A 23,112-nucleotide genomic window follows, 5' to 3' on the forward strand; every position below is an offset into this window, starting at 1 on the left:
TTGTTATGGCGTCATACCTGGCCCGCGCGGCCTTGTCCCATCGTGTCCTCACTGGTCTCCAGCGCCATCGACTCGGCGCGCTGATCGGCGAGTTGGCAGACGCGTGGACGGCCTCGGAAGAGGGGCGACCGCACGACCGCCGGGGCCACGGCCGCATGCGTGCGACTGGAGCAGGACCCCGTCACCAGTTGGTGTTCACCGACCGCTCATCGCTGCTTCGGTCATCCTGCGCTTCCAACTCCCCCACGCGGCGCCGGCCGTGCTCTACGGCGTGGACCACTGCACGATCACCCGGGCCGTCCACGAGATCCGCCCGCTGCCGGCTGCCCGTAGCTTCGCCGTGCCGGGCCGTCCCGACGTGCGGCTTCGCACGCCGGCGGATGTCTTCGCCTATGCCGCGGCGGAGGGCGTCGAGCTGCGACTGGATGGTACGGAGGTCCGGGTACGCCGTCCGCGGGGAAGCAAGCCCGGCCGCCGCGCCTTCGTCTCGGGGAAGATGCGGCAGAACACCAAGAAGACCATCGTCGTCACCGGCGAGAAGGGCCGCACCCTGTGGGCCGGGGCGTTCCGCCCCGGGCGCATGCACGACCGGACGGCTGTGAAGACCGCGGGGATCTGCGACCTGTTCGAGCGGTACCCGCAGGTCAAGGCACAGGACGATGTGGGCTGCCGGGGACTGGCCAAGCGGTTCCCCGACCAGGTCCAGGCCCCGCAGCTGAAGCCGAGGAAGGACGCGCCGGCAGAGGACGTCGCAGCGTGGGAAGCGGCCCGCCATCAGCAGTCCTCAGAACGGATCTGCGTCGAGCACGCCCACGCCGAACATAAGCAGTGGCGGCCCCTCCAGCGGTACATCGGACGCCGGGAGTATTCGCCGAGACCTACTCCGCCGTGGCCGGTCCGGTCTCCGACCGCGTCGCCGAGAGCTGATCACCACCGGCCAACCCGCCAGGCCAGCACGGCTCGACCTCAATCGAGCACCACGTCGTAACCAGACGTGCACCCGTCACGCTACGCCGTGACAATCACCAGTGACAGGAGTGCTGGTTTGCAACTGATCGAGCATGTCGCCGACAGGCAACAACCTGCGTGGAGGGGGCAGGTGATCGTGAACAGCCTGACGGTGAAGGGGAGTTCGTACCGGCGGCAAACTGACATGGCAGAACGTCACGATCGTCGCCATCGGCTTCATTGTCACGCTGTCAGCAGCCTTCAGCGGCTACTACAAGTACCGCGAGCGCAGGACGAGTCGGCCGACCTTGAGTCCGGTGCGTCCGAGCTGCGTGTACTTCATGACTCCTCAGCCAACGCCTTCGAGTGCGCTCAAGGCAACCACCTGCTTGTGGGGGGATTGCTCCCGTGTGGAATCGGGGGACAGCCGGAGGGAGTCGGGGCGGTTTCGTCTCTAGCGTGCAGTACATGACACGTATGGAGGGGATCCGCGCCACGCGGCGGAACGTGCTGGCGCTCGGTACCGCGGCGGCGGTCACGCCCTGGCTGGGCACCGCCCCGGCCCGGGCCGACACGGTCGGCGGGGAGTTCGACGAGCTGGACATCACCGAGCTGCGCGGGCTGATGGCGGAAGGGCGGCTCGACGCCGAGCGGCTCACCCGCTACTACCTGGAGCGGATCGAGCGCCTCGACCCGCTCCTGCACGCGGTGATCGAGGTCAACCCCGACGCCCTGCGCGAGGCCCGGCGGCTGGACGCGAGCGGCGGCCCCCGGGGCCCGCTGCACGGCATGCCCGTGCTGTTGAAGGACCTGGTCGAGACCGCGGACCGGATGCACACCACGGCCGGCTCGCTGGCCCTGGAGGGGCTGCGGCCCTCGCGGGACGCCACGGTCGCCGCCCGGCTGCGGGCCGCCGGTGCCGTCGTCCTCGGCAAGACCAACCTCAGCGAGTGGGCGGGCGGCCTCTCTCTCACCCACCACGCCGGGTGGAGCGCGCGCGGCGGCCAGACCCGCAACCCGTACAAGCTGGACCGCTCGCCCAACGAGTCCAGCTCCGGCACCGGTGCCGCCGTCGCGGCCAACCTGTGCGTCGCCGGCATCGGCACCGAGACCAACGGCTCGATCATCGACCCGTCGTCGGCGAACTGTGTCGTCGGGGTCAAACCGACCGTCGGACTGGTCGGCCGGGGCGGGGTGATCCCCGGGGTGCCCAGTCAGGACAGCGTGGGGCCCATGGCACGCACGGTCCGGGACGCGGCGATCATGCTCGGCACGCTGGTCGGGGTCGACGGGAGGGACCCGGCCACGACGGCGAGCCGGGGACACTTCCACCGCGACTACACCCGTTTCCTGAATGCGGACGGGCTGCGCGGGGCGCGGATCGGGGTCCCGCGGACCGTCTACTTCGGGTACAGCGATCACGCCGACGAGATCGCGGAACGGGCGATCGGGGTACTTCGCGCGGCCGGAGCGGTGATCGTCGACCCGGCGGACATCCCCACGGCCGAGCAGCTGGAGGACCTGCCCGGCTCGATGGTCGTCCAGGCCTACGAGTTCAAGCGCGCCCTGAACACCTATCTGGCCGCAGCCGGCGGTGAACACCCGCGCGACCTGGCGGAGTTGATCGCCTTCAACCGCGCGCACGCCGACCGTGAGCTGCGCTATGTCCGGCAGGACGGGCTGGAGGCGGTGCAGCGGCTGGACTTCTCGGAACGGGAGTACGAGGAGGCGCTGGCGGTGAACCACCGGCTGTCCCGCACGGAGGGCATCGACGCGGTGCTGCGCCGGTACCGCCTCGACGCCCTCGTGATGCCGACGACCGGTCCTCCGGCCAAGATCGACCTGATCCGGGGGGACACGTACGGCGGCGGCGCGTCCACACCCGCGGCGCTCGCCGGGTACCCCGCGGTGAGCGTGCCTGCGGGCTTCGCGTTCGGCCTGCCGGTGGGGGTGACGTTCATGGGGACGGCCTGGAGCGAGCCGGTGCTGCTGCGGCTCGCGCACGCGTACGAGCGGGCGAGCCGGGTGCGGCGGGTGCCGGGCTACCGGGGAGCGGACGTGGGGTTCTGACCCGGTTCAGGGGCGACTCGCCCGGACCTCCCGGTGGATCGCCCACGCGTCGGCCACCGGGCCCACGTGGCGGAGTTTGGGTGGGGTTGATCACCGTGCAGATCATCTGGACACGGCCGTCGAGGATGTCCAGGGGCAGGGTGTGCAGGACCCTGCCGTCACGGTCGTAGAAGACCGCTCCGGGCCGGCCGTTGAGCTCGTGCGGCTCGAAAGTCACCTCGATCCGGGCCATCCGCGGGCAGCCCGAGCCGAGCAGCCGGGCCACGTTCCGCGCCCCGGCGACCGCCCTGGCCGGCTGCGGTGCCTTGCCGCCGCCGCCGTCGCCGACCATGGACACGTCGGCGGCGAGGAGGCCTCGGAGTCCGCCCACGTCTTCCTCGCGCAGGGCGTCGAAGAAGCGGGACGCCAGTTCCTCGCGCTCCGCACGGTCCGCCTCGAAGCGGGGATGGCCTGCCGCCATGTGGCGCCGGGCCCTCGACCCGCTTCAAGCGGTCCGGGTCGGTCACGGCGCAGCCTTTCAAGATCGATGAACCCCCACTGAGTCGCCGTGACCGAGCCGGCCGCATGAAAGCCGGCATCGGTGGAACCCACGAACGAGGCGCGTCCGACGGACGGACGCGGAGCGGAGCGGACGATGTCGGTCGATCTCGCGGGGTTCCTCGGTGTGGTCCTGCTCGCCTACCTGGTACCCGGCCCCGATTTCCTGGTGATCGTGCGGGCCGCAGCACGGAGCACCTCGCTGGGCCGGGCAGCCGCCCTGGGCGCGCAGACGGGATTGTGCGTCCACATGTGCGCCGCGGCGCTGGGCCTGTCGGTGATCGCCACCCGCTCGGCCCTTGCCTTCACCGTCATCAAGCTCGCAGGCGCCGCGTACCTGGTCTACCTCGGTGTACGTGCCCTGCTCGACGCCCGTGAGCATGCCCGCGCGGGCGTCGGTCCGCAGAGGGCCCAGCGGTGGCGGCCACGGGATGGTCATGCCCCGCGGTCGGGCGCCGTCGCGCCGGTCGGCCGCCGGACCGGCTTCACCCAGGGGTTTCTCACCAATGTGCTCAATCCGAAGGCCGCGTTGTTCTTCCTGAGCGTTCTGCCGCAGTTCGTCGACCGAGGCGCTTCGCCGACGGAGCAGATCTTCCTGCTCGGCGCGCTCGACATCGTCATCGGCATCGTCTACTGGCAGGCCGTGGTGGGCCTTGCCGCCCGGCTGCGCGCCGTACTGGGCCGTCCTGCGTGGCGCCGCCGCTGCGAGCGGATCAGCGGCTGCCTGTTCATCGCCATCGGGGTCGGGGTGGCCGCGGTCGAGTGACCGGTGCACCCGACGTCCGTACTAGATCTGGCGCGGCGAGGCCGACCGCGGCGGACTCAGTCTTCCTTCCTGCTGGACATCCGCGACCGGACAGGCGGCGACCCCCGACCACGGCCCGCGCCGACCGGTCATGACCGACGACCGGTCGACGGGCAATCGGTCATCGGTCACGCCGCCGGATCGGTCATGACCGATCCGCCCCGGCCCCATCGGGCACGCGCTCCGGTGACATTTGCCGGCTTCCAAACGGACCCGTACGAGCTGATCTGCCGCACCGACGAAGGCGTTGTGCGCGGCCCAGGCACGGGTCCGCACGCTGGTCACTTTCAGCCCGGTCGACGGCATCACTGACACAACCTCAGCCTTCGTGGCAGGGTGCGATGATCAGAGTCGGCAAACGGAGAGGGCGTCCATGGAAGCGCGAATGTGGGACGCACTGGTCGGTGTGGCGAAGCAGGCGTACACGGCCGGGCTGGGCGAGGGGACGGTGCCGCGCCCGCTCATCATGCCGCTGGTGCGCGGCGAGCTGGTCGGGATGATCTGGGTCCGCCCGATCAAGGTGGGCCAGGACGCGCTCACCGGGATCGCGGAACTCGCGAACATCGCCGCGGCCGCCGGCGCGGACGAGGTCGTCCTCGTCTGGGAAACCCATGACGTTGCCACCGCCTGCGAGCTGCCGGTCGTCGGCCCGGCGCCGTGCCTGAACATGGTGCTCGCCACGCGTGACGGGCATGTCCTGCACCAGTTCCCCTACATCGAGCAGCTCCTGTCCCGCAGCCCCGAGGGCTGGGCATCGATCTCTCCGGACTGGAGTCCTGCCCCCGCACCGCAGCCGGGCGCCGAACTAGTGCCACCGATCCAAGCCGCGGTGAACTATTCCTTCATCCCGATCGAGATCGACCACCCCTCCCCCTTCGGCGTCACCGTCGTTCTGATGGAAGAGGACGGCTACCGCATCAGCCTGACCGAAGCGTTCGCTCACTGACCTGTGTGGACGAGAGGACCGAAGCCGTGGCCCGCAGTCCTGACGACGATGCGGCTCGCCGCATCTGCGACACCGGCGAAGCCCGCGGCGGTGCCGGCGGTGGCCCCCGGCGAGCTGACCGCCGTGATGCGGTCATGACCCGCAACAACTGACCGTCGCCCGAAACCCTCCCCGTCGCGTCCCCCATGCCCTACCTGGGTCGTCGCAGGTGGACGTCGAAGACGTACTCGCTGCCGACGTAACGCGTCTCGGTGCTCTCGATGCGGGTGCCGTGCTGGTCGTCGATCTGTCGGCGCTCGACGAGAAGTGGTGAGCCGACGTCGACTCCCAGGCGAGCCGCGTCCTCGGAGTCGGCGCTCGCCGCGACGAGGGTGCCGAAGGCTTCGGTGGGGACAATGTCCCGCTCCTCCATGATCGCGTGCAGGGAGTTGGTGGCGAGATCGTGGGTGAGCACGAAGGAGCAGCGCGGTGCGAGACGGACTCGCTCCAGGGCCATCGGGGTGTCGTCGGCGTAGCGCACCCGGTCGATGCGGATCGCGCGGCTCTGCGGCGAGAGTGCGAGGTCGGCGGCCTCCTCGGCGGTGGGCTGGAACCACTCCGCCGTCAGCACCTGTGAGCGGACCCGGTACCCCTTGTCGGTCATGTCCCGGGTGAACGACCGGAGTTGGCCCATGGCGCGGTGCTTCTCGGAGCCCGAGGAGAAGGTTCCGGCTCCCGGGACCCGGTAGACGAGCCCCTCGGCCTGGAGGGCCTTCACGGCCTGACGGGCGGTCATGCGGCTCACCCCGAACGTGGCCGCGAGTTCACTCTCGCTCGGCAACGGCCGGCCCGCGGGGGTGCGACGCGCCTGCTGCCGGAGAGCGTTCGCGATCTCGACGTAACGGGGAGAGCTTGCGCCTGCCAATGATGACTCCTTTGCTCGGGGCGTCCGGCGATGTGCCGGACCCATGCTATCCAACGGTATGGCCGACTAGTCAGGGCGGGAAAACAACGGTCCCGTCGATGGTCTTGACACTCCTACCACCCCCTCCTACGGTAACGAGCCGTATAGACAGCTAGTGGGGTCGATGGTGATCCCCGGGTCAGGAGGCACGGTGTCGAGCCAGGACACGGCCCAACTGGGCATCGACGTCGGCGGTACCCATGTGAAGTGGGCGCTGACGACGGAGGGGGAGGTCGTCCGCACGGGCGAGGAACCCACGGCTCGCCAGGGCGGGGACGCCCTCGTCGACCAGCTGGGCGGCCTGGTGAACCGTGTCGGCGCGCAGGTGGACCTCGTAGGCCTGGCCATGCCCGGACTGGTCGACACCGTGCGCCGCGAGACCCTGTTCGTGCCGAACCTGCCGGGTGACTGGGACCGTTGTCCGGTCGCCGAGCGGGTGGAGAAGCGGGTGGCCGGGGTGCGGGTGCGGCTCCTCAACGACGCCCGGGCGTTCGGGTACGGCGAGTTGCGGCTGGGCGCGGGGCGGGGCGCTCTCGACGCGCTCTTCGTGACCGTGGGAACCGGGGTCGGCGGGGCCCTCGCCCGGGACGGCGACATCGTCATCCGGGCTGTCGACCGCGTGCCGGAGCTGGGCCATCTGGCCGTCGATCCGTTCGGCGAGCGGTGCGGCTGTGGCGCCGTCGGCTGCCTGGAAACCGTCGCCTCCGCGTCCGCCCTGGTCGGGCGGTGCGCGCGGGCGGTTCTCACCGGGCAGTCCGCCGTCCTGCACCGGCTGTCCGGCGGCAGTCTGGCCCGCCTCACCGCCCGGATGTGCGCCGAGGCCGCCGACGAAGGGGACCCCTGGGCCCTCGACGCCTTCGCCCGCGTCGGCGGATATCTGGGCATGGCGGTGGCGAACGCCTGCGTGCTGCTCCAGACACCAGTGGTCGTCGTAGGCGGCGGCCTTTCCGGCGCGTTCCACCACATCGCTCCGGCCGCCGAACGGGTCCTCGCCGAGCGGGTGGACATCATCGGGCCCGTCCGCCTCCTCAAGGCGGAGCTCGGCTCCCACGCCGGCGCCGTCGGAGCGGCCCTCTACGCCGGGGCCTCCCCCACCGGCGCGCGGAGCCCACACCTGTCGGACGCCAAGAAGCACGCGACGAACCCCGCGCAGAACCACGCGACGAACTGAGAGACCCATGGACTGGATTCAGCACGCACGCCATCTCCTCGACGTGATCGAGCGCACCCAGCAGGAGGTCATGGAGGCCGCCGCGGACATAGCCGCGGACGCGATCGGCGGCGGTGGTGTGGTGCACATGCTGGGCACCGGCCACTCGCGTATCCCCGTCGAGGAGATGTTCCCGCGCTACGGCTCCTACCCCGGCTGGCACCCCATTGTCGAACTGTCGATGACGTTCCACACCGAGGTCGCGGGCGCCAACGGGCAGCGGCAGGCGATGTTCATCGAGCGGGTGCCCGGTCTCGCCGAGGTGGTCTTCTCCAACTTCGAACTCCGGCCCACCGACGCGATCATGATCTTCAGCGCGGGGGGCCGGAACGCCTTCCCGGTGGAGGCCGCGCTGCTGGCCCGCAAGGCGGGTCTGAAGGTCGTCGCCGTCACCTCGCTCGCCGAGGCGCGGTCCGTCCCCGCGACCCATTCCTCGGGCACGGTCCTGGCCGACAACGCGGACGTGGTGATCGACCTGTGCACCCCGACGGGCGACGCGGCGTGCGTCGTCGAGGGCTGGGAGCAGAAGGTCGGGCCCACCAGCACGATCGCGAACGTCGCCATCGTCAACACGGTCAAGGTGCTCACCGCCCGCAGGCTCGCCGAGCGCGGCATCGAGCTTCCCGTTCTCACCGGCGCCCAGATCGCGGGTGCGGAGCGGTCGGCCGAGCTGTTCGAGAACGCGTACCTGGAGCACGCGCGCCGCAAGGCCGGTGTGCTGAAGGTGAGTTCATGACCGGGCCCGGGACCGCCTGGGTCGTCGGAGCGGACGGCGGCATCGGGCGGGCGTGCGGCGACCGGCTCGATGCAGAGGGGTGGCGGGTGCACGGCTCCGACCGGCCGGACGAGGACGTCACCGCGCCCGGCACGGCGGAGTCCGTCGCCGCGCGTCTCGCCGCCGGTGGAGGTTTCCGCGCCGCCGTGCACGCCATCGGGATGAGCGGTCGCCGACAGGGCGACGGGCCCGTGGGCCTGTGCACCGACGAGGGCTGGGACGAGGTGCTGAGGGTGGATCTGACCTCGGCGTTCCGGTTCCTGCGTGCATGTCTTCGGCATGCCGAGGACGGCGCCTCGATCGTCCTGATCGGTTCGGCGCTCGCGTCGTCGCTCGACGAGTCGTTCCTGACGGCGGCCTACCGGGTCGCCAAGGCCGGGTTGGTGCCGCTGGTGGAGGCCGCGGCCTTCGAGGGGGCGAGCCGTGGCATCCGCGTCAACGTCGTGGCGCCGGGACTCGTGGACACGCCCATGGCACGAAGAGCGTTGAGCGATCCGGCGATCCGCACGCGTTTCCCCTCTCTGATGCCGCTCACCCACCGTCCCGCCTCGGCCGACGAGGTCGCCGCCGCGGTGGCCTGGCTGACCTCTCCGGAGGCGCCCCAGACCACCGGGGCGGTCCTCCCGGTGGACGGCGGATGGCACCTGCGGGCGTCTTCGCCGGCTCCCTCAGCTCCAGCGACTTCACCCGCTCCAGCGACCTCCGAGAGGTACGCCCGATGATCCCCGGCACCCGCCACACCTCCGACGATCTCGCCGGCCTGCCCTGCCTGTGGGAGGGGGACGTACTCGTAGTGGGCGGCGGCTCCGCGGGCAGCTCCGCCGCGGTCGCCGCGGCACGGCGGGGCGCCCGGACCCTGCTCGTGGAGTCCGGGGGGTTCCTCGGCGGCACCGGGACCCGGGTCCTGGACACGTTCTACGGCTTCTACGCCCCGGGACCCGCCGGCGACCGCGTGGTCGGCGGCGTCGGCTGGGAAGTCTGCGAGCGGCTGCGGGACGCCGACATGTCGTTCGAGCGGCCCAACACCTATGGAGCCGGTACCGGGGTCACCTATGAGCCCGAGGCACTGAAGCTGGTCTGGGACGACATGGTCCGGGAGTCCGGTGCGCGGGTGCTCCTGTACGCGCTGTTCACGGCCGCCGTGGTCGACGACGGTGCCGTGACCGGTGGGGTCGTGGAGACCCGGCGCGGTCCGGCGCTGCTCCGGGCGAGGACCGTCGTGGACGCCACCGGCGAGGGCGAGGTCGCCTGGCGGGCCGGTGCCGAGCTGGCGCCCAGTCTGCCGCCGGCCTCCGTGCAGCCCGCGACCTCGACCTTCAGGGTCGGAGGCGTCGCCGGGAAGACCGCGACCACCGGAGAACTCCACCAGCTGATCGCAGCCGGCCAGGACACCTACGACCTGCCCCGGCGCGAGGGGTCCATCCACATCACCAAGCTGCCAGGTGTACGGCACGCCAACATGACCCGGGTCGCGGGCAAGGACCTCACCGATCCCTGGGAGTTGACGTGGGCCGAGCAGGAGGGCCGCCGCCAGAGCCGGGAGTACGTGCGGTTCCTGGTCGACCGGGTCCCCGGCTACGAGCACGCCTACCTCCTCGGCACCTCCTCCCGCCTCGGGATCCGCGAGACCCGCCGCCTGGAGGGCGAGTACGTCCTGACGGGAGCCGACTTCCGGGGCGCGCTCTCGCACGCCGACGACATCGCCCGCTGCGGCGCGCCCATCGAGGACCACGCCGCGGGTACGGCGACCCGGTGGGAGTACGTCGGCGGCCGGGCCGAGCCGGACGACGCCACGTACGGGATCCCGTACCGCACGCTGGTCCCCGTGCGCCTGGACGGGCTGCTCGCCGCCGGGCGCTTCTTCTCCGCGAGCCACGAGGCGCACGCGTCCGCCCGCTCGATCGGCCAGTGCACGGCCATGGGCCAGGCGGCCGGTACCGCCGCCGCGCTCGCCGCCGACGCGGGCGTACAGCCCCGGAAGGTCGACCACGAGCTGCTGCGCAGCCGGTTGAAGGAGGCGGGGGCAATTGTCTGAGAACGCGGCGACGACCGTCACCACGGTGCTGGGTTCCGTCGAGCCGGGCGAGCTGGGCCGGGTGGACACCCACGAACACCTCTTCCTGCGCAGCCCCCTCCTCGTCGGTGACGAGATCCAGGACCGGGCGAAGGTCGAGGAGGAGGTCAGGGCCGTCCGGGTGTCGGGTATCGACACGGTCGTCGATCTGACCCCGATCGGGCTGGGGCGCCGCCCCGGCTGGACCGCGGCGGTCAGCCGCCGCAGCGGGGTGAACATCGTGCTGGCGACGGGGATCCACCGCACGGCCCACTATCCGCGCGGTCACTGGGTCCACGAGATCGGCGTCGACGAGCTGACCGCTCTCATGACCGAGGACCTCACCGTCGGCATCGACGAGCGCGACTGGCAGGGGCCCACACCGCGCCCCGGCACGGTGCGGGCCGGGATCATCAAACTGGGGGCGAGCTACCACGCGATCGCCCCACCGGAACGGGTGTGGCTCGAGGCCGGCGCCCGGGCCGCGCTCGCCACCGGCGTACCGGTCGCCGTCCACTGCGAGGTCGGCACCGCCGCCCACGACGTGCTCGACCTCCTCGACAAGTTCGGCGTACCGCCGACGCGCGTGATGCTCGCCCACATGGACCGCAACATCGACGTGGTGCTGCACGACGAACTCGCCTCCCGGGGCGCCTTCCTGGGCTACGACACCGTCGGGCGGACCAAGTACCACGCCGACGCGGCCGTGATCGAGCTGATCGCACGGGTCGCGGAGCGCGGACGGCAGGGGCATGTGCTGCTCGGCACGGATGTCGGCAGGAACTCGATGCTGCGTGCCTACGGAGGAGGGCCCGGGATGGACGTCCTCGGCAGGACGTTCCTGCCCCGGCTGCGGCGGGAGCTCGGTGCGGACATCGAGGAGCTGGTCAGCGTGGGCAACCCCGCCCGCTTCCTGACCGGCGGACTGCCCTAGGTCCTTATCTGGCTAGTTGGCTAGGTGAGTTCTGTCGGATCTCTTGACTCCCCATCCGAGCTATACAACCATACAGGCCGTCGGAGCGACGGGTGCGTTCGACCGAGGAGAAGTACCGTGAAGAACACCCGCATGACCCGCTTTACAGGAGCCGTGGCCACCGCCACGACCATCGCACTGGCCCTCACCGGCTGCGGCTCGACCGACTCCGGCTCCGACGCGGGCTCAGGTCAACTCGAAGGCCGCGGGCCCATCACCTACGCCGCCGCCAAGACCGAGGTGACGGCCGCGGCACCGCTCGTGAAGGCGTGGAACGCCAAGCACCCCGACCAGAAGGTGACCGTCGTCAACCTCGGCGCGGTCGCCGACCAGGCCCGGCAACTGCTGATCCAGAGCCTGCAGACCAAGTCCTCGCAGTACGCGGTACTCAACCTCGACGTGATCTGGACCGGTGAGTTCGCCGCCCACCGGTGGATACGCGAACTCGACCCCAAGCTCTACGCGATGGACCAGATGCTCAAGTCCGGCATCGCCGCCTCGACCTACCGGGGCAAGCTCTACGCCGTCCCCACCAACATCGAGGGCGGCCTCCTCTACTACCGCACCGACCTGCTCAAGGCCGCGGGCATCAAGGCCCCGCCGACGACCTGGGGGGAGATGCAGGCGGACTGCACCAAGGTCAAGGCCACCAAGCAGGGCGCCCAAGTGGACTGCTACGCCGGACAGTTCGACAAGTACGAGGGCCTGACCGTCAACTTCGCGGAGGCGGTGAACTCCGCGGGCGGCGTCATCCTCGACAAGGACGGAAAGCCGGACGTGGACACCCCGCAGGCGTTGGAGGGCCTCACCACGCTCGTGGACGCCTTCAAGAACGGCATGGTGCCCAAGAACGCGATCACGCTCCAGGAGGAGTCCGGCCGCCAGGCCTTCCAGGACGGCAAGCTCCTCTTCCACCGCCAGTGGTCCTACCAGTACTCACTGGCCAACGCCCGCGACGGATCGAGCAAGGTCGCCGGCAAGTTCGCGGTCACCACTCTTCCCGGGATCGGCGGTCACCCCGGTGTCTCCTCGCTCGGCGGCCATGTGCTCGCGATCTCGGCCTTCGGCAAGAACAGCAAGACGGCGAGTGACTTCGTCGCCTACCTCTCCGACGCCGCCTCCCAGCGCGCGGGCCTGGAGAACTTCTCCATCTCCCCCGCGACCGCCGAGACCTACGACGACCCGGCGCTCATCAAGAAGTACCCCTTCCTCCCCACCTCGAAGAAGGTCCTGGAGAACGCGATGCCCAGGCCGATCAGCGTCAGCTACGGCGACATCACGGCCGCGATCCAGGAGCAGGCGTACGCGGCGATCACCGGCAAGAAGACACCGGAGCAGGCACTGAAGGCGTTGCAGAGCGAACTCACGGCGATCACCGGCTGATCACCGGCTGACGAACAGGAACACTGATGCGCAACCCCCTCCCCCGGCGCTCTCCACACAGAGCGCCGGCCGGCGACAACCGCCTCGGCGCCGTCCTGGTGTCCCCCACGGTCCTCGTCCTCGTGCTCGTCATCGGTTACCCGATCATCGCCGCCATCGCGCAGTCCTTCTTCGGGGCGCCGGGGTTCGACGAGAAGACCGGATTCGTCTCGGACACCGAACCGTTCGTCGGACTGCGGAACTTCACGGACATCTTCGGCCCCGCCGGGGACCGCTTCTGGAACGCCCTGGAGAACACCAGCTTCTTCGCGGTCACCACGGTCGCACTGGAGACCGTCCTGGGCGTCACCATGGCCCTCGTCATGAACCACGCCCTGCGCGGACGCGGCATCGTCCGCGCCTCGATCCTCATCCCCTGGGCCATCCCCACCGTGGTGTCGGGACTGCTCTGGCGGTGGATCTTCGACTCCCAGGGAGTGGCGAACGCCGTACTCGGCACGCACATCCTGTGGTCGGCCGACGGCTTCGCCGCCCAGGCCTCCGTCATCATCGCCGACGTGTGGAAGACCGCGCCGTTCATCGGCCTGCTCGTCCTCGCCGGCCTCCAGATGATCCCCGAGGAGGTCTACGAGGCGGCACGGATCGACGGTGCCAATGCCTGGCGGCGCTTCACGGCCCTCACCCTGCCGCTCGTGAAGCCCGCGCTGCTGGTCGCCGTGCTCTTCCGCCTGCTGGACGCGCTGCGCATGTTCGACCTGCCGTACGTGCTGGTGGGGCCGCGGAAACCGTCCGTGGAGACCCTCTCGATGCTCGCCCAGCAGGAGGCGGCGAACGTCCGCTACGGAGCCGCGGCCGCCTACGCGGTCATCCTCTTCCTGTACGTCTTCGCCGTCGCGTTCGTCTTCATCGGCCTGCTCGGCGCGAACGTCTTCGACGACGAGGCACGGCCCGAGAAGGAGCCGCGGCGCGTGCGCCGGAGCCGTCGTGCCGAGGTCCCCGTCGGAGTCGCCGTATGACGACGCCCACGTCCTCCTACCGGTACCGGCCGCGCACCCGCTGGTCCGACCTCGCCTTCTACGCGGGCATCGCCGGGATCATCGTCTACTGCGTGGCGCCGTTCTACTGGATGGTGGTCTCCAGCCTGCGCCGCACCTCGGACATCTTCGACCTCACGCCGTTGCCCCGGCCGTGGTCGATGGAGAACTACCGGGCGGTGCTGGGCGCCGACTCGACCTTCCTGCGCGCGCTGCTCAACAGTGTGATCGTCGCCGGGGTGACCACCGCGGTCGCCCTCGTCATCGCCATCAGCACCTCGTACGCGCTGGCCAGACTCCGCTTCCGGTTCAAGCGGGTGCTGCTGACCCTGGTGATCGCGACGTCGATGTTCCCGCAGATCGCCCTGGTCGTACCGCTTTTGAAGCTGTTCACCGACATCGGCTGGATCAACACCTACCAGTCGATGATCCTGCCGTCGCTGTCGTTCGCGCTCCCCCTCGCCGTCTGGACGCTCACCACCTTCTTCAAACAGATGCCGACCGAGCTGGAACAGGCCGCGATGGTCGACGGCTGCACCAAGGGACAGGCCTTCTTCAGGGTGGTCCTCCCGGTGGCCGCGCCCGGTGTGTTCACCACCGCGATCATCACCTTCGTGAGCGCCTGGAACGAGTTCCTCATCGCGCTCTCCATGACCGACAGCCCCGACTACGAGACCGCTCCCGTCGCCATCTCGAAGTTCTCCGGCGTCTCCCAGTTCGTCGCCCCGTTCGGCAGCCAGATGGCCGCCGGAGTCCTGGTGACCGTGCCCCTGATCGTCGTCGTCCTGATCTTCCAGCGCCGCATCGTCGCCGGCCTCGCCTCGGGCTCCGTGAAGTGAACACCCGGCAGGGCAACGGCGGCCCGTACCCCCAGCCTTCGAACGGAGAGCAGATGTCCCAGCGCACCCGCGCGGTGGCGGTGGTCGGTTTCGACCACATGCACGCCGGCGATTTCATCAGGACGGTCCTCGACCACCCCACGGCCGAGATCTGTGGTGTGTGGGACAGCGATCCGCTCCGGCGGGACGCGGTCTGCGACGACCTGGGCGTCCCCGCGCACGTCCGTTTCGAGGACATCGACGAACTGGCGGCGACGGAACCGGACTTCGCCGTCGTCTGCTCCACGACCCACGAACACACCCTGTGGGTCGAGCACTTCGCCACCCGAGGCATCCACGTCATGGTCGAGAAGCCCTTCGCCGTCTCCCTGGCCGAGGCCGACCGCATGATCTCCGCCGCGGAGAAGGCGGGCATCCGTCTCGCCGTGAACTGGCCGCTGGCGTGGTACCCGGTGCACCGCACCACCCGCCGCCTGATCACCGAAGGGCGCATCGGAGCCGTCACGGAGGTGCACTACTACGACGGCAACCGCGGCCCGCTGCACCATCTGCACGACAAGAAGTCAGTGGACGACGTCGGCCCGCGGGACAAGCAGAGCACGTGGTGGTACCGCGCCGCCGACGGCGGCGGTTCCCTGCTCGACTACCTCGGCTACGGCGCCACCCTCGCGACCTGGTTCCGGGACGGCGAGCTGCCCATCGAGGTCACCACCCGCACCCACGTGGCGGACGGCGACGAGGTCGACGAGCAGTCGGTGACCATCGCCGCCTACCCCGCCGGGCTCTCCACCTTCCAGACCCGCTGGGGGACCTTCACCGACCCCTGGACCCAACAGCCGTATCCCCGCTGCGGGTTCGTGGTCATGGGCACGCACGGCACCATCGCGAGCTTCGACTACGAGGACCATGTCACCGTCCAGACACCCGACCACCCTGCCGGCGAACGGGTCCCCGTCGACGCCCTCCCGCTCAGCGAGCAGAACGGCGTCGCCCACTTCATCCACGCCCTGGACACCGGCGCGCCGGTGGCGGGGCCGATCTCACCGGCGATCTCGCGGGCGGGCCAGTGCATCGTGGACGCCGCCATGATCAGCGTCACCAAACGCCGCACCGTCGAACTCGGCGCCTCGCTCTAGGGGAGAGACCATGACCACCGATGCGAGCGCCGAAGCGAGCGCCGATATGGGCGCCGACGTGAGCGCCGATACGAGCGCCGTTCTGAGCACCCCCGGCGTCGAGGTCGACTACCTGCCCTCCGACCCGATCGGTTTCCGGCCGGCGATCGGCATGATCGGCTGCGGCAACATCAGCGGCATGCACCTGGCCGCCTACCGGCGCGCCGGCTACGACGTCGTCGCCCTCTGCGACCTCGACGCGCGGGCCGCCGAGACCCGCCGCACCGAGTTCTACCCGCAGGCCGTCGTCTGCACCGACTACCGGGAACTCCTGGCCCGGGCGGACATCCAGGTCGTGGACATCACGGTCCATGTGGAGGACAGACCGGCCATCGTGCGGGCCGCGATCGACGCGGGCAAGCATGTGCTGAGCCAGAAGCCCTACGTCAAGGACCTGAGCGTCGGAGAGGAGCTCGCCCGACGGGCCGACGAGGCGGGCCGGGTCCTGGCCGTGAACCAGAACGGCCGCTGGGCGCCCCACTTCGCCTACCTCCTCCAGGCGTCGGCCCAGGGCCTGATCGGCGAAGTGGTCGCGGCCGACTTCGCCGTCCACTGGCCGCACGACCTGGTCGTGTCCGGACACCCGGTGTTCTCCACCATGGAGGACCTGATCATCTACGACTTCGCCATCCACTGGTTCGACATCATCGCCCAGCTCTTCCGGGCCCAGGGCCCCGCCGTCGAGGTCTACGCCGTCAAGGGCACCACCCCCGACCAGACCATCCCGGTACCGACCTGGGCGCAGGTGTCCATCACCTTCGAGAACGCGGCGGCCACGCTGGTCCTGCGCGGCGCGGCACACCGGCTGGAGGAAGGGCGCTACCGCGTCGACGGCACCAAGGGGGTGATCATCCACGACGGCCTCTCCCTCGGCGGAGAGACCGTCAGGCTGGTCACCGACGACATCGATCAGGTGACTCCCCTGATCGGCGACTGGTGGGACAACGGCATGCACGGAGCCATGGCGGAACTCCTGACCGCCGCCCACGAACACCGCATCCCGTCGAACGCCGCCCGCTCGGCCCTGCCCGGCCTGCAACTCTGCTTCGCGGCCCTCGAATCCGCCCGCACCGGCCGCCCCGTCGACCCCCGGACCATCACCCGGATGCCGGAGTGACCGGGACGGTCGGCGGTCCCGCAGCTCCACCTCCCACCTACCCAGATCATCAGCTGCACACCGCTGCCGGGCTCCCCCTCGAAAGCGGTGGCGTCCTGCGGCAGCCGGAAAGATGCCCAGCCTCAGGCGGCTGCGGCGGAAGACGGTGGCGCCTGGCGCGCACATACCGCGCGCCCTCCCTCCTCCGGGTGGAGTCAAGGCTGGTCAAGACGCAGTGCCGGCCCTGGCGTCCCTCCTGGTCGAGCCGGATCCCGCCTGCCCTGACTGGCGGTCCCGCCGGCATAACGGGTGGCGTTCGGAGACCCGCCGGCCAACCTCCGCTGAAAACTGATTTCTGACGGATATTCATCATGTCAGGTACATGACGGGGAGGGATTCCAGGGCATACCATCACAACGCCCCGGAGGGGCGGTCGACGGTGCGTCCGGCCCCCACCGGACAACCCGTGCCGCTCCTTCGCGTACCCGGCCCCGCCGGGGCCGGATTCCCCCCACGGATGAAGGAGCAGCAATGCCCCTCGGCACTTGGCTCAAGGCAGGCACTTCCGCCACAGCGCTCGTCCTCGCCATGGCGGGCGCCGCGACCGCCGCCCCCGCCTCCTCTCCCGCTCCCGCGGGTGAATCGTCCGCCGCGCTGGCCGCAGCGGTGACCCTTCGCTACGACGACAGCCGCGCCGCAGGCTGGGAGGCCTCGATCGCGGCCGGTGTCGCCTCGTGGAACGCGAACGTGAGCAACGTCCATCTGGTGGAAGCGGCGCCCGGCACCGCGGCCGAGATCGTGATCGTCGCCACCACGGGCTGGCCGCAGGCCACGCTCGGCCCCGTTCGCCCGGGCCGTCAGGTCCGCGTCGAACTCGGCAGCCAGGCCGTGGACCAGGGCTACAACAAGACCCGGATCGCCGCTCACGAACTGGGGCACAGCCTCGGCCTGCCGGACACCAAGCCCGGCCCCTGCTCACAGCTGATGTCGGGGTCCAGCGCCGGCACGGCCTGCACCAACGCCACACCGAATGCCACCGAGCGCTCCCGCGTACAGTCCGCCTACGCAAGCGGAATTGCCGGGCTCGCGCCCGCTGACGGCCGGATGCTCATCGACGCGCCCTGACCACACGGCCATCGAGCGGACGGGCTTCCCGGGGGTCTCGCCGAGATCCCCGGGACGTGGTGAGCAGCCCGTGGCCGGTAGCGGTACCGGCGGAAAGGGGCGCCCACTCCCCTACCTCGCCCAGGTGACCTGGCTCCACCCCGCCGACGAGCCCACCCGCACGATCACGGCGCCCGCAGCAGGGCCACGTCCGCCAACGCGACGTACTTCACCCCTGACATGGCGATGCAGCCGATGCTCGCCATCCGCAAGCCTTTCGTGACGGCCCGTCAATCCCGTCCTGGGCGGTTTCCAGAGCATTGATGATCACATGTCACGGAGTCTCCAGCTCGAGAAACATACCGGGACACCGCCACGTCCCGGACACGGGCCGCCAGAGGTTCTTTCACCCCATTTCCTAACCCCTTGTTGAAACTCCCTCCAGGTCCTAGTCTTGCGGCGTGTCGGCGCTGAGGCCGGCCGGCCCAGCATCGGGAAGGGATGGAGGCTCCCCTGGTGAAGACCCCGGTGAAGCGCACATCACGTGACATCCGCACCGCGAACCGCTACGAGGTACTGCGCCAGATCATCGCCGAGTCTCCCACCTCCCGGAAGGAGCTGGCGGCGGCCACGGGACTGAGCATCGCCACGGTTGCCACGCTCGTGGGCGAGCTGCTCGACCTCGGGTTGATCACGGAGGTCGGGTTCGAGGACTCGGCCGGCGGGCGCCCCCGGGGACTCGTGGCCGTCAACGCGTCGGGAGGCGCGTTGATCGGCGTGGACATCGCCGAGACCTACGTCCGAGTCGAGCTGTTCGACCTCGCGCTGAACGTCCTGGCCCGGGCCGAGGAGGATGTCCGCCCAGGCGAGAGCCTCCCCGAACAGGTGGTCGGCCATGTCGCCGCCGCCGTCGGCTCGGTGGTCACGCAGGCCGGGATCGAGGGCGCCCGGGTGCTCGGCGTGGGCGTGAGCGTGCCGGGGCAGGTGGACCGCGAGACCGGCATCTCGGAGTACGCGCCCAACTGGGACTGGCACGACGTGCCGCTGCTCGACCTGCTCTCCGAGTGCATCGCCTACCCCCTCTACCTGGACAACCCGCTGCGTGCCTCCGCCGTGGCCGAGCTCTGGTTCGGGGCCGCGCGCGGAAGCCAGAACGCCGTGGTGGTCAACCTCGGCACCGGCGTGGGCGCCGGTCTCGTCCTGGGCGGCGCGCTGCACCGCGGTGTCTCCAACAGCGCCGGCGAGTGGGGCCACAACACGATCGTCCTGGACGGACGCCTGTGCCGCTGCGGCAACCACGGCTGTGTGGAGACGTACGTGGGCGCGCCCGGGATCATGCTGAACCTGCGGGAGCTGAGCCCCGACAGCGAGCTGCTGCACCCGGGCGACCAGACTGCGACGATCGCCGCGCTGGCCCGGGGGATGCGCACCGGAGACCCGGTGGCGGTCAAGGTCGTCCGGCACACCGCCCGCTATCTGGGCGCCTCCATCGCGCACCTGGTCAACCTGTTCAACCCCGAGGTGGTCGTGCTCGCCAGCTGGGTCGCGACCGCCCTCGGCGAGCCCCTGGCCGCGGAGGTGCGCGAGGCCGTCGCCCGGCACGCGCTGCCCCGGCCGATGGCCGCCACCGAGATCGTCCTCTCCCCTATCCCGACGGACCCGGTGTGTCTGGGCGCGGCGACGTTCGCGCTCGAAGGGGCGCTCCAGTCCGTCGGACAGAAGCCGGCCACGACCAGACGCACCACCCCGGTGCGGGCCAAGACGCACCTGCGCTAGATCCCGTCCTCACCTTTGCGTTCGTTCGCCCGGCAGGGCGGGCGGACATGCGACGACACAGCCCAGGAGCCGTACCGCAGCACCTTCATGACGACGGAAGGGATGCACGTGTCTCACCCCCACCACAAGAGATCGGCCCTGCTGACAGCCGCAGCCGCGTTCGCTGTCGCGGGACCGCTGATATCCGCTCCGCCCGCGTCGGCCGCCACCCCCACGGTGGCCGAAGTGTCCCCGCACGCCGCCCAGACCATCGACAACATCGGCGCCTCGGGCGCCTGGTGGGTCAACGACCTGAAGAACTTCGACCCGAAGGTCCAGGCCCGGGTGTCCAGGCTGCTGTTCTCCAAGGACGGCCTGGCGCTCAGCAGTTACCGCTACAACATCGGCGGTGGCGGCACCGGCGTGAGCTACGCGCCACGCGCCCCCGAGACCTTCGTGAACGACGACGGGTCCTACGACTGGAGCAAGGACAAGGCGGGCCGTACGTTCCTGTACGCGGCCGCCAAGTACGGCGTGAAGGACCTGATCGCCTTCGTCAACAGCGCGCCGGCGCAGTGGAAGACCAACGCCAAGAGCTGCGGCGGCTATCTGAAGGCGGAGAACACACAGGACTACGCGAAGTACGTCGCCGACGTCACCGACCACTTCGCCAAGCAGGGCGTGCGGTTCGACTACATCAGCCCCTTCAACGAGCCGACCAACAGCTTCGACGACTGCGGTCAGGAGGGCATGCTGGTGCCGGTCGGCCAACGCGACGACATCGTGCGGGCGTTGGGCGCCGAGCAGCAGGCCCGCGGTCAGAAGACCGGCATCATCGCGGACGAGTCCAGCAGCACGGTGAGCTTCAACACCGAGGTCCCCCAGTGGATCTCGCAGCCCGACACCGCCCAGTACGTCGACAAGCTCGCCCACCACACGTACAACAACCCGGGCGACGACCAGCGGGCGAAGATCTACGAGACGTCCAGGTCGGTCGGCAAGCAGTCCTGGTCCACGGAGATCTGCTGCTTCGGCAACGGCGGCACGGGCTGGGCCCAGGAGTACGACCCCACCATCGACGGCGGTCTGAACCTCTCCCGGATCATCTACAAGGACTTCGCGACCGCGCACGACTCGGCGTTCCAGTGGTGGGTCGCCCTGTCGGAGATGGTCGGCTCCGACCCCCTCGCGAAGAACTCCGAGGGCTGGAACGACGGCCTGATCTACTACGACCCCAACTACGCCACCAACGGCAACCAGACCCTGTACTACACCAAGCGCTACTACGCGCTCGGCCAGTACAGCAAGTTCGTCCGGCCGGGCTCGGTCGCCCACAACGTGACCGGCACACCGGACGGCGTCGAGGTGTCGACGTACGACGACCACGGCACGTGGGTGGCGGTGGTCAACAACCACAACACCACCGACACCGCCCTGCAGTTGCACTTCAACAGCAGGGCGCCGGTGCGCGCGAGCAAGGCCGTGCGGACCTCGGCGACCGAGAGCTGGGCGAACGTCACCAAGCCGTCGGTCAAGGGCAACACCGTCTCTGCGACCCTGCCGGCCCGGTCCATCACGACGTACGTCCTGGACCAGAAGGGCCGCAGCACCTCGGCGGTCACGGGCGCGCTGGCGGGCAGGCAGTCCGGCAAGTGCCTGACCGCGAACGCCTCGGGCGCCGTGATCACCAGTTGCACGGGCGGGTCGGAGCAGGTGTGGTCGTACGACTCGACGGGCCGCCTGAAGGGCGTGAACGGCTATCTGACCGCGGGGAGTTCGGGGCTCACCACGAGCCCGGAGACGACCCGTGACGGCAGCCAGCGATGGTTGCTGAACTCCAACGGCCAAGTCGTCAGCGAGGCGTCCGGCACCTGCCTGGACGTCGGCGGGCAGGCGACGGCCGAGGGCAGCAAGGTCGGCCTGTGGTCCTGCAACGGCGGGACCAACCAGGCCTGGTTCAGGCAGTAACACCTCACCTGTGCAAGGGGGTTGCGGGCCGCTGGTGCGGCGGCCCGCGACCCTGGGGCGTCCGGTATCCCGAACGCCACACAACGCTTCGTGCAGACTTCGTCCAACCTCTTGCCGAAGCATTAGCAGAAGGTTAACGTCCCGCACCGCAGGTCCATTTGAGCCAACTGGCACTGAGCCGCAGAGCCATGGCGCAGAGCCGTAGCCGTATTCGAGACAAGGACGTCAGCATGTCGGCATTGAGCAACAGCAACTGGGACCGTCGAAACGTTCTGCGGGCCGCGATGGGCCTGGCCGCCGCCGGCGGGCTGGCCGCGTGCGGCAGCAACACGGGCCGCAGCAGTGGGTCGGACGACGCGCTCGTCCAGTTCTTCCACGCCTACGGCGAAGCGGGCACGGAGCAGGCGATCAAGCGGTACGCGAAGGCGTACAAGAAGGCCAACGTGACCACCAACTGGATCACGGGCAACAACTTCGAGGCCAAGCTGTTCGCGTCCCTGCTCACCAAGCAGGCGCCCGACGTCTTCGAGTTCCACCCGCAGATCCAGATGGTCAAGAGCGGCCAGGTCGCAGACCTGACCGACATCATCGACCCGGTCAAGGACGACTTCAACCCGGCCGACATCAAGTCGCACACCGTGGACGGGAAGATATACGGCGTCCGCATGATCGACGACCCGCAGTTCTTCTTCTACCGGAAGTCGATGCTGGAGAAGGCCAAGGTCGACGTGCCGACCACCCTCGACGAGCTGCTCGAGGCCGCGGAGAAGCTCACCACGAACAAGGTCAAGGGCGTCTTCCTCGGCAACGACCTCACCCCGGCCATCAACCCGCTCCTCTGGTCGGCCGGCGCCGACACCCTCACCCCCGACAACAAGCCCGCCTTCCACACGGACGCGGTGGCCGCCGGCATGAAGCAGCTGCGCCAGCTGTTCACCAGCGGCAACCTGCTCCTTGACGCCCCGGCCGACTACTGGGACCCGTCCGCGATCAACCAGGGCCTGTGTGCCATCCAGTTCTGCGGTATGTGGGCGATGCCCGCCATGCAGCAGGCGCTCGGCGACGACCTCGGCGTCTTCCCCTTCCCCAAGGTCGGCGACAACGGCAAGCAGTCGGTCTACAACGGCGGCTGGTCGATGTTCGTCAACGCCAAGGGCAAGAACGTCGACGCGGCCAAGGAGTACGTCAAGTGGCTGTGGATCGACCAGAAGCAGTACCAGGAGGACTGGGCCACCTCGTACGGCTTCCACATCCCGCCGCGCACCTCCATCGCCCAGTCCGCCACCAAGCTGAAGTCGGGTCTGCCGGCCGAGGGCGTCAAGCTCTTCAACGAGTTCGGGCACTTCGACAACATCGGCTGGACCCAGTCGATGATCACCGCCCTCACCGACGCGTTCACCAACAGCGTCCGTAAGAACAGCGACCCGAACGCCGCGCTCGCCACGGCGGAGAAGAAGGTCAACGCCGAGCTCAAGAAGCTCTTCGGTTAGGTCGACGG

At 69.9% G+C, this 23,112-nt stretch carries 18 protein-coding genes and 2 pseudogenes; 18 read left to right on the top strand and 2 right to left on the bottom strand.

All coding sequences use genetic code 11. The annotated features are described in order from the left end of the window. The first annotated feature begins 5 nt into the window (after positions 1-5). Positions 6-927: pseudogene (locus ABZT93_RS31010) on the top strand (transposase family protein). Positions 928-1,425: 498 nt separating this feature from the next. Next, positions 1,426-3,018 carry an amidase gene (locus ABZT93_RS31015; RefSeq protein ID WP_356111044.1) on the top strand — a complete coding sequence of 531 codons (1,593 nt, stop codon included), beginning with the start codon at positions 1,426-1,428 and terminating at the stop codon, positions 3,016-3,018. A gap of 6 nt (positions 3,019-3,024) precedes the next feature. On the opposite strand, the pseudogene ABZT93_RS31020 reads toward ABZT93_RS31015, so the two are convergent. Beyond that, positions 3,025-3,493: pseudogene (locus tag ABZT93_RS31020) on the bottom strand (RNA polymerase subunit sigma-24); the annotation flags it as partial. A gap of 159 nt (positions 3,494-3,652) precedes the next feature. Here ABZT93_RS31020 and ABZT93_RS31025 point away from each other — a divergent pair. Together ABZT93_RS31025 and ABZT93_RS31030 are read left to right on the top strand one after the other, a co-directional pair. Beyond that, positions 3,653-4,321, top strand: coding sequence for a LysE family translocator (locus ABZT93_RS31025; protein ID WP_356110933.1), 669 nt, complete (start codon positions 3,653-3,655; stop codon positions 4,319-4,321). Positions 4,322-4,733: 412 nt separating this feature from the next. After that, positions 4,734-5,306 (top strand): hypothetical protein, encoded by a 573-nt coding sequence (locus tag ABZT93_RS31030; RefSeq protein WP_356110935.1) that lies wholly within the window; start codon positions 4,734-4,736, stop codon positions 5,304-5,306. A 190-nt stretch (positions 5,307-5,496) separates the two neighbouring features. On the opposite strand, the gene ABZT93_RS31035 is transcribed toward ABZT93_RS31030, so the two are convergent. After that, positions 5,497-6,210 carry a GntR family transcriptional regulator gene (locus ABZT93_RS31035; RefSeq protein ID WP_356110937.1) on the bottom strand — a complete coding sequence of 238 codons (714 nt, stop codon included), beginning with the start codon at positions 6,208-6,210 and terminating at the stop codon, positions 5,497-5,499. A 190-nt stretch (positions 6,211-6,400) separates the two neighbouring features. Here ABZT93_RS31035 and ABZT93_RS31040 point away from each other — a divergent pair, with 190 nt between their 5' ends. The 14 genes from ABZT93_RS31040 (at position 6,401) to ABZT93_RS31105 (ending at position 23,104) form a co-directional block, all read left to right on the top strand. Further along, the gene (locus ABZT93_RS31040) at positions 6,401-7,420 is read left to right on the top strand and encodes an ROK family protein (protein ID WP_356110939.1); all 1,020 of its coding nucleotides are present in this window, start codon (positions 6,401-6,403) and stop codon (positions 7,418-7,420) included. 7 nt (positions 7,421-7,427) lie between these two features. Continuing rightward, positions 7,428-8,195: a sugar isomerase domain-containing protein gene (locus ABZT93_RS31045; protein WP_356110943.1), complete on the top strand. Its 768-nt coding sequence runs from the start codon at positions 7,428-7,430 to the stop codon at positions 8,193-8,195. After that, positions 8,192-8,956 (top strand): SDR family oxidoreductase, encoded by a 765-nt coding sequence (locus ABZT93_RS31050; RefSeq protein WP_356110945.1) that lies wholly within the window; start codon positions 8,192-8,194, stop codon positions 8,954-8,956. The genes ABZT93_RS31045 and ABZT93_RS31050 overlap by 4 nt, the downstream gene beginning before the upstream one ends. After that, on the top strand, positions 8,872-10,269 hold the full coding sequence (locus ABZT93_RS31055; RefSeq protein WP_356110947.1) for an FAD-dependent oxidoreductase: 1,398 nt from the start codon (positions 8,872-8,874) through the stop codon (positions 10,267-10,269). The genes ABZT93_RS31050 and ABZT93_RS31055 overlap by 85 nt, the downstream gene beginning before the upstream one ends. Continuing rightward, the gene (locus ABZT93_RS31060) at positions 10,262-11,221 is read left to right on the top strand and encodes an aryldialkylphosphatase (protein WP_356110948.1); all 960 of its coding nucleotides are present in this window, start codon (positions 10,262-10,264) and stop codon (positions 11,219-11,221) included. Before ABZT93_RS31055 ends, ABZT93_RS31060 begins: the two co-directional genes overlap by 8 nt. A 132-nt stretch (positions 11,222-11,353) precedes the next feature. Then, positions 11,354-12,643, top strand: coding sequence for an ABC transporter substrate-binding protein (locus ABZT93_RS31065; RefSeq protein WP_356110950.1), 1,290 nt, complete (start codon positions 11,354-11,356; stop codon positions 12,641-12,643). A gap of 26 nt (positions 12,644-12,669) precedes the next feature. Beyond that, positions 12,670-13,659, top strand: coding sequence for a sugar ABC transporter permease (locus ABZT93_RS31070; protein ID WP_356110952.1), 990 nt, complete (start codon positions 12,670-12,672; stop codon positions 13,657-13,659). Continuing rightward, a complete protein-coding gene (locus ABZT93_RS31075; protein ID WP_356110954.1) occupies positions 13,656-14,516 on the top strand; it encodes a carbohydrate ABC transporter permease in 861 nt (286 codons plus the stop codon). The genes ABZT93_RS31070 and ABZT93_RS31075 overlap by 4 nt, the downstream gene beginning before the upstream one ends. A 53-nt stretch (positions 14,517-14,569) precedes the next feature. Continuing rightward, positions 14,570-15,652, top strand: coding sequence for a Gfo/Idh/MocA family oxidoreductase (locus tag ABZT93_RS31080; protein ID WP_356110956.1), 1,083 nt, complete (start codon positions 14,570-14,572; stop codon positions 15,650-15,652). Positions 15,653-15,662: 10 nt separating this feature from the next. Beyond that, positions 15,663-16,808: a Gfo/Idh/MocA family oxidoreductase gene (locus ABZT93_RS31085; protein WP_356110958.1), complete on the top strand. Its 1,146-nt coding sequence runs from the start codon at positions 15,663-15,665 to the stop codon at positions 16,806-16,808. 510 nt (positions 16,809-17,318) lie between these two features. Further along, positions 17,319-17,912 carry a snapalysin family zinc-dependent metalloprotease gene (locus ABZT93_RS31090; protein WP_356110960.1) on the top strand — a complete coding sequence of 198 codons (594 nt, stop codon included), beginning with the start codon at positions 17,319-17,321 and terminating at the stop codon, positions 17,910-17,912. Positions 17,913-18,392: 480 nt separating this feature from the next. Then, entirely contained in the window at positions 18,393-19,667 is a 1,275-nt protein-coding gene (locus tag ABZT93_RS31095) for an ROK family transcriptional regulator (RefSeq protein WP_356110962.1), read from the top strand. 102 nt (positions 19,668-19,769) lie between these two features. Continuing rightward, entirely contained in the window at positions 19,770-21,614 is a 1,845-nt protein-coding gene (locus tag ABZT93_RS31100; RefSeq protein WP_356110964.1) for a glycoside hydrolase, read from the top strand. Positions 21,615-21,844: 230 nt separating this feature from the next. Then, positions 21,845-23,104, top strand: coding sequence for a sugar ABC transporter substrate-binding protein (locus ABZT93_RS31105; RefSeq protein WP_356110966.1), 1,260 nt, complete (start codon positions 21,845-21,847; stop codon positions 23,102-23,104). Positions 23,105-23,112: the final 8 nt, after the last annotated feature.

Origin of the sequence: Streptomyces sp. NPDC005303, assembly GCF_040607335.1 — a bacterium.
In the GTDB taxonomy this organism is placed as follows: Bacteria; Actinomycetota; Actinomycetes; order Streptomycetales; family Streptomycetaceae; genus Streptomyces.

What these genes read in the sequence shown, in the direction of transcription:
- ABZT93_RS31050 (WP_356110945.1), top strand. Translation starts at nt 8,192, where the DNA reads ATGACCGGGCCCGGGACCGCCTGGGTCGTCGGAGCGGACGGCGGCATC.
- ABZT93_RS31105 (WP_356110966.1), top strand. Translation starts at nt 21,845, where the DNA reads ATGTCGGCATTGAGCAACAGCAACTGGGACCGTCGAAACGTTCTGCGG.
- ABZT93_RS31100 (WP_356110964.1), top strand. Translation starts at nt 19,770, where the DNA reads ATGCACGTGTCTCACCCCCACCACAAGAGATCGGCCCTGCTGACAGCC.
- ABZT93_RS31080 (WP_356110956.1), top strand. Translation starts at nt 14,570, where the DNA reads ATGTCCCAGCGCACCCGCGCGGTGGCGGTGGTCGGTTTCGACCACATG.
- ABZT93_RS31075 (WP_356110954.1), top strand. Translation starts at nt 13,656, where the DNA reads ATGACGACGCCCACGTCCTCCTACCGGTACCGGCCGCGCACCCGCTGG.
- ABZT93_RS31030 (WP_356110935.1), top strand. Translation starts at nt 4,734, where the DNA reads ATGGAAGCGCGAATGTGGGACGCACTGGTCGGTGTGGCGAAGCAGGCG.
- ABZT93_RS31015 (WP_356111044.1), top strand. Translation starts at nt 1,426, where the DNA reads ATGGAGGGGATCCGCGCCACGCGGCGGAACGTGCTGGCGCTCGGTACC.
- ABZT93_RS31090 (WP_356110960.1), top strand. Translation starts at nt 17,319, where the DNA reads ATGCCCCTCGGCACTTGGCTCAAGGCAGGCACTTCCGCCACAGCGCTC.
- ABZT93_RS31070 (WP_356110952.1), top strand. Translation starts at nt 12,670, where the DNA reads ATGCGCAACCCCCTCCCCCGGCGCTCTCCACACAGAGCGCCGGCCGGC.
- ABZT93_RS31065 (WP_356110950.1), top strand. Translation starts at nt 11,354, where the DNA reads ATGACCCGCTTTACAGGAGCCGTGGCCACCGCCACGACCATCGCACTG.
- ABZT93_RS31025 (WP_356110933.1), top strand. Translation starts at nt 3,653, where the DNA reads ATGTCGGTCGATCTCGCGGGGTTCCTCGGTGTGGTCCTGCTCGCCTAC.
- ABZT93_RS31045 (WP_356110943.1), top strand. Translation starts at nt 7,428, where the DNA reads ATGGACTGGATTCAGCACGCACGCCATCTCCTCGACGTGATCGAGCGC.
- ABZT93_RS31055 (WP_356110947.1), top strand. Translation starts at nt 8,872, where the DNA reads ATGGCACCTGCGGGCGTCTTCGCCGGCTCCCTCAGCTCCAGCGACTTC.
- ABZT93_RS31085 (WP_356110958.1), top strand. Translation starts at nt 15,663, where the DNA reads ATGACCACCGATGCGAGCGCCGAAGCGAGCGCCGATATGGGCGCCGAC.
- ABZT93_RS31095 (WP_356110962.1), top strand. Translation starts at nt 18,393, where the DNA reads ATGGAGGCTCCCCTGGTGAAGACCCCGGTGAAGCGCACATCACGTGAC.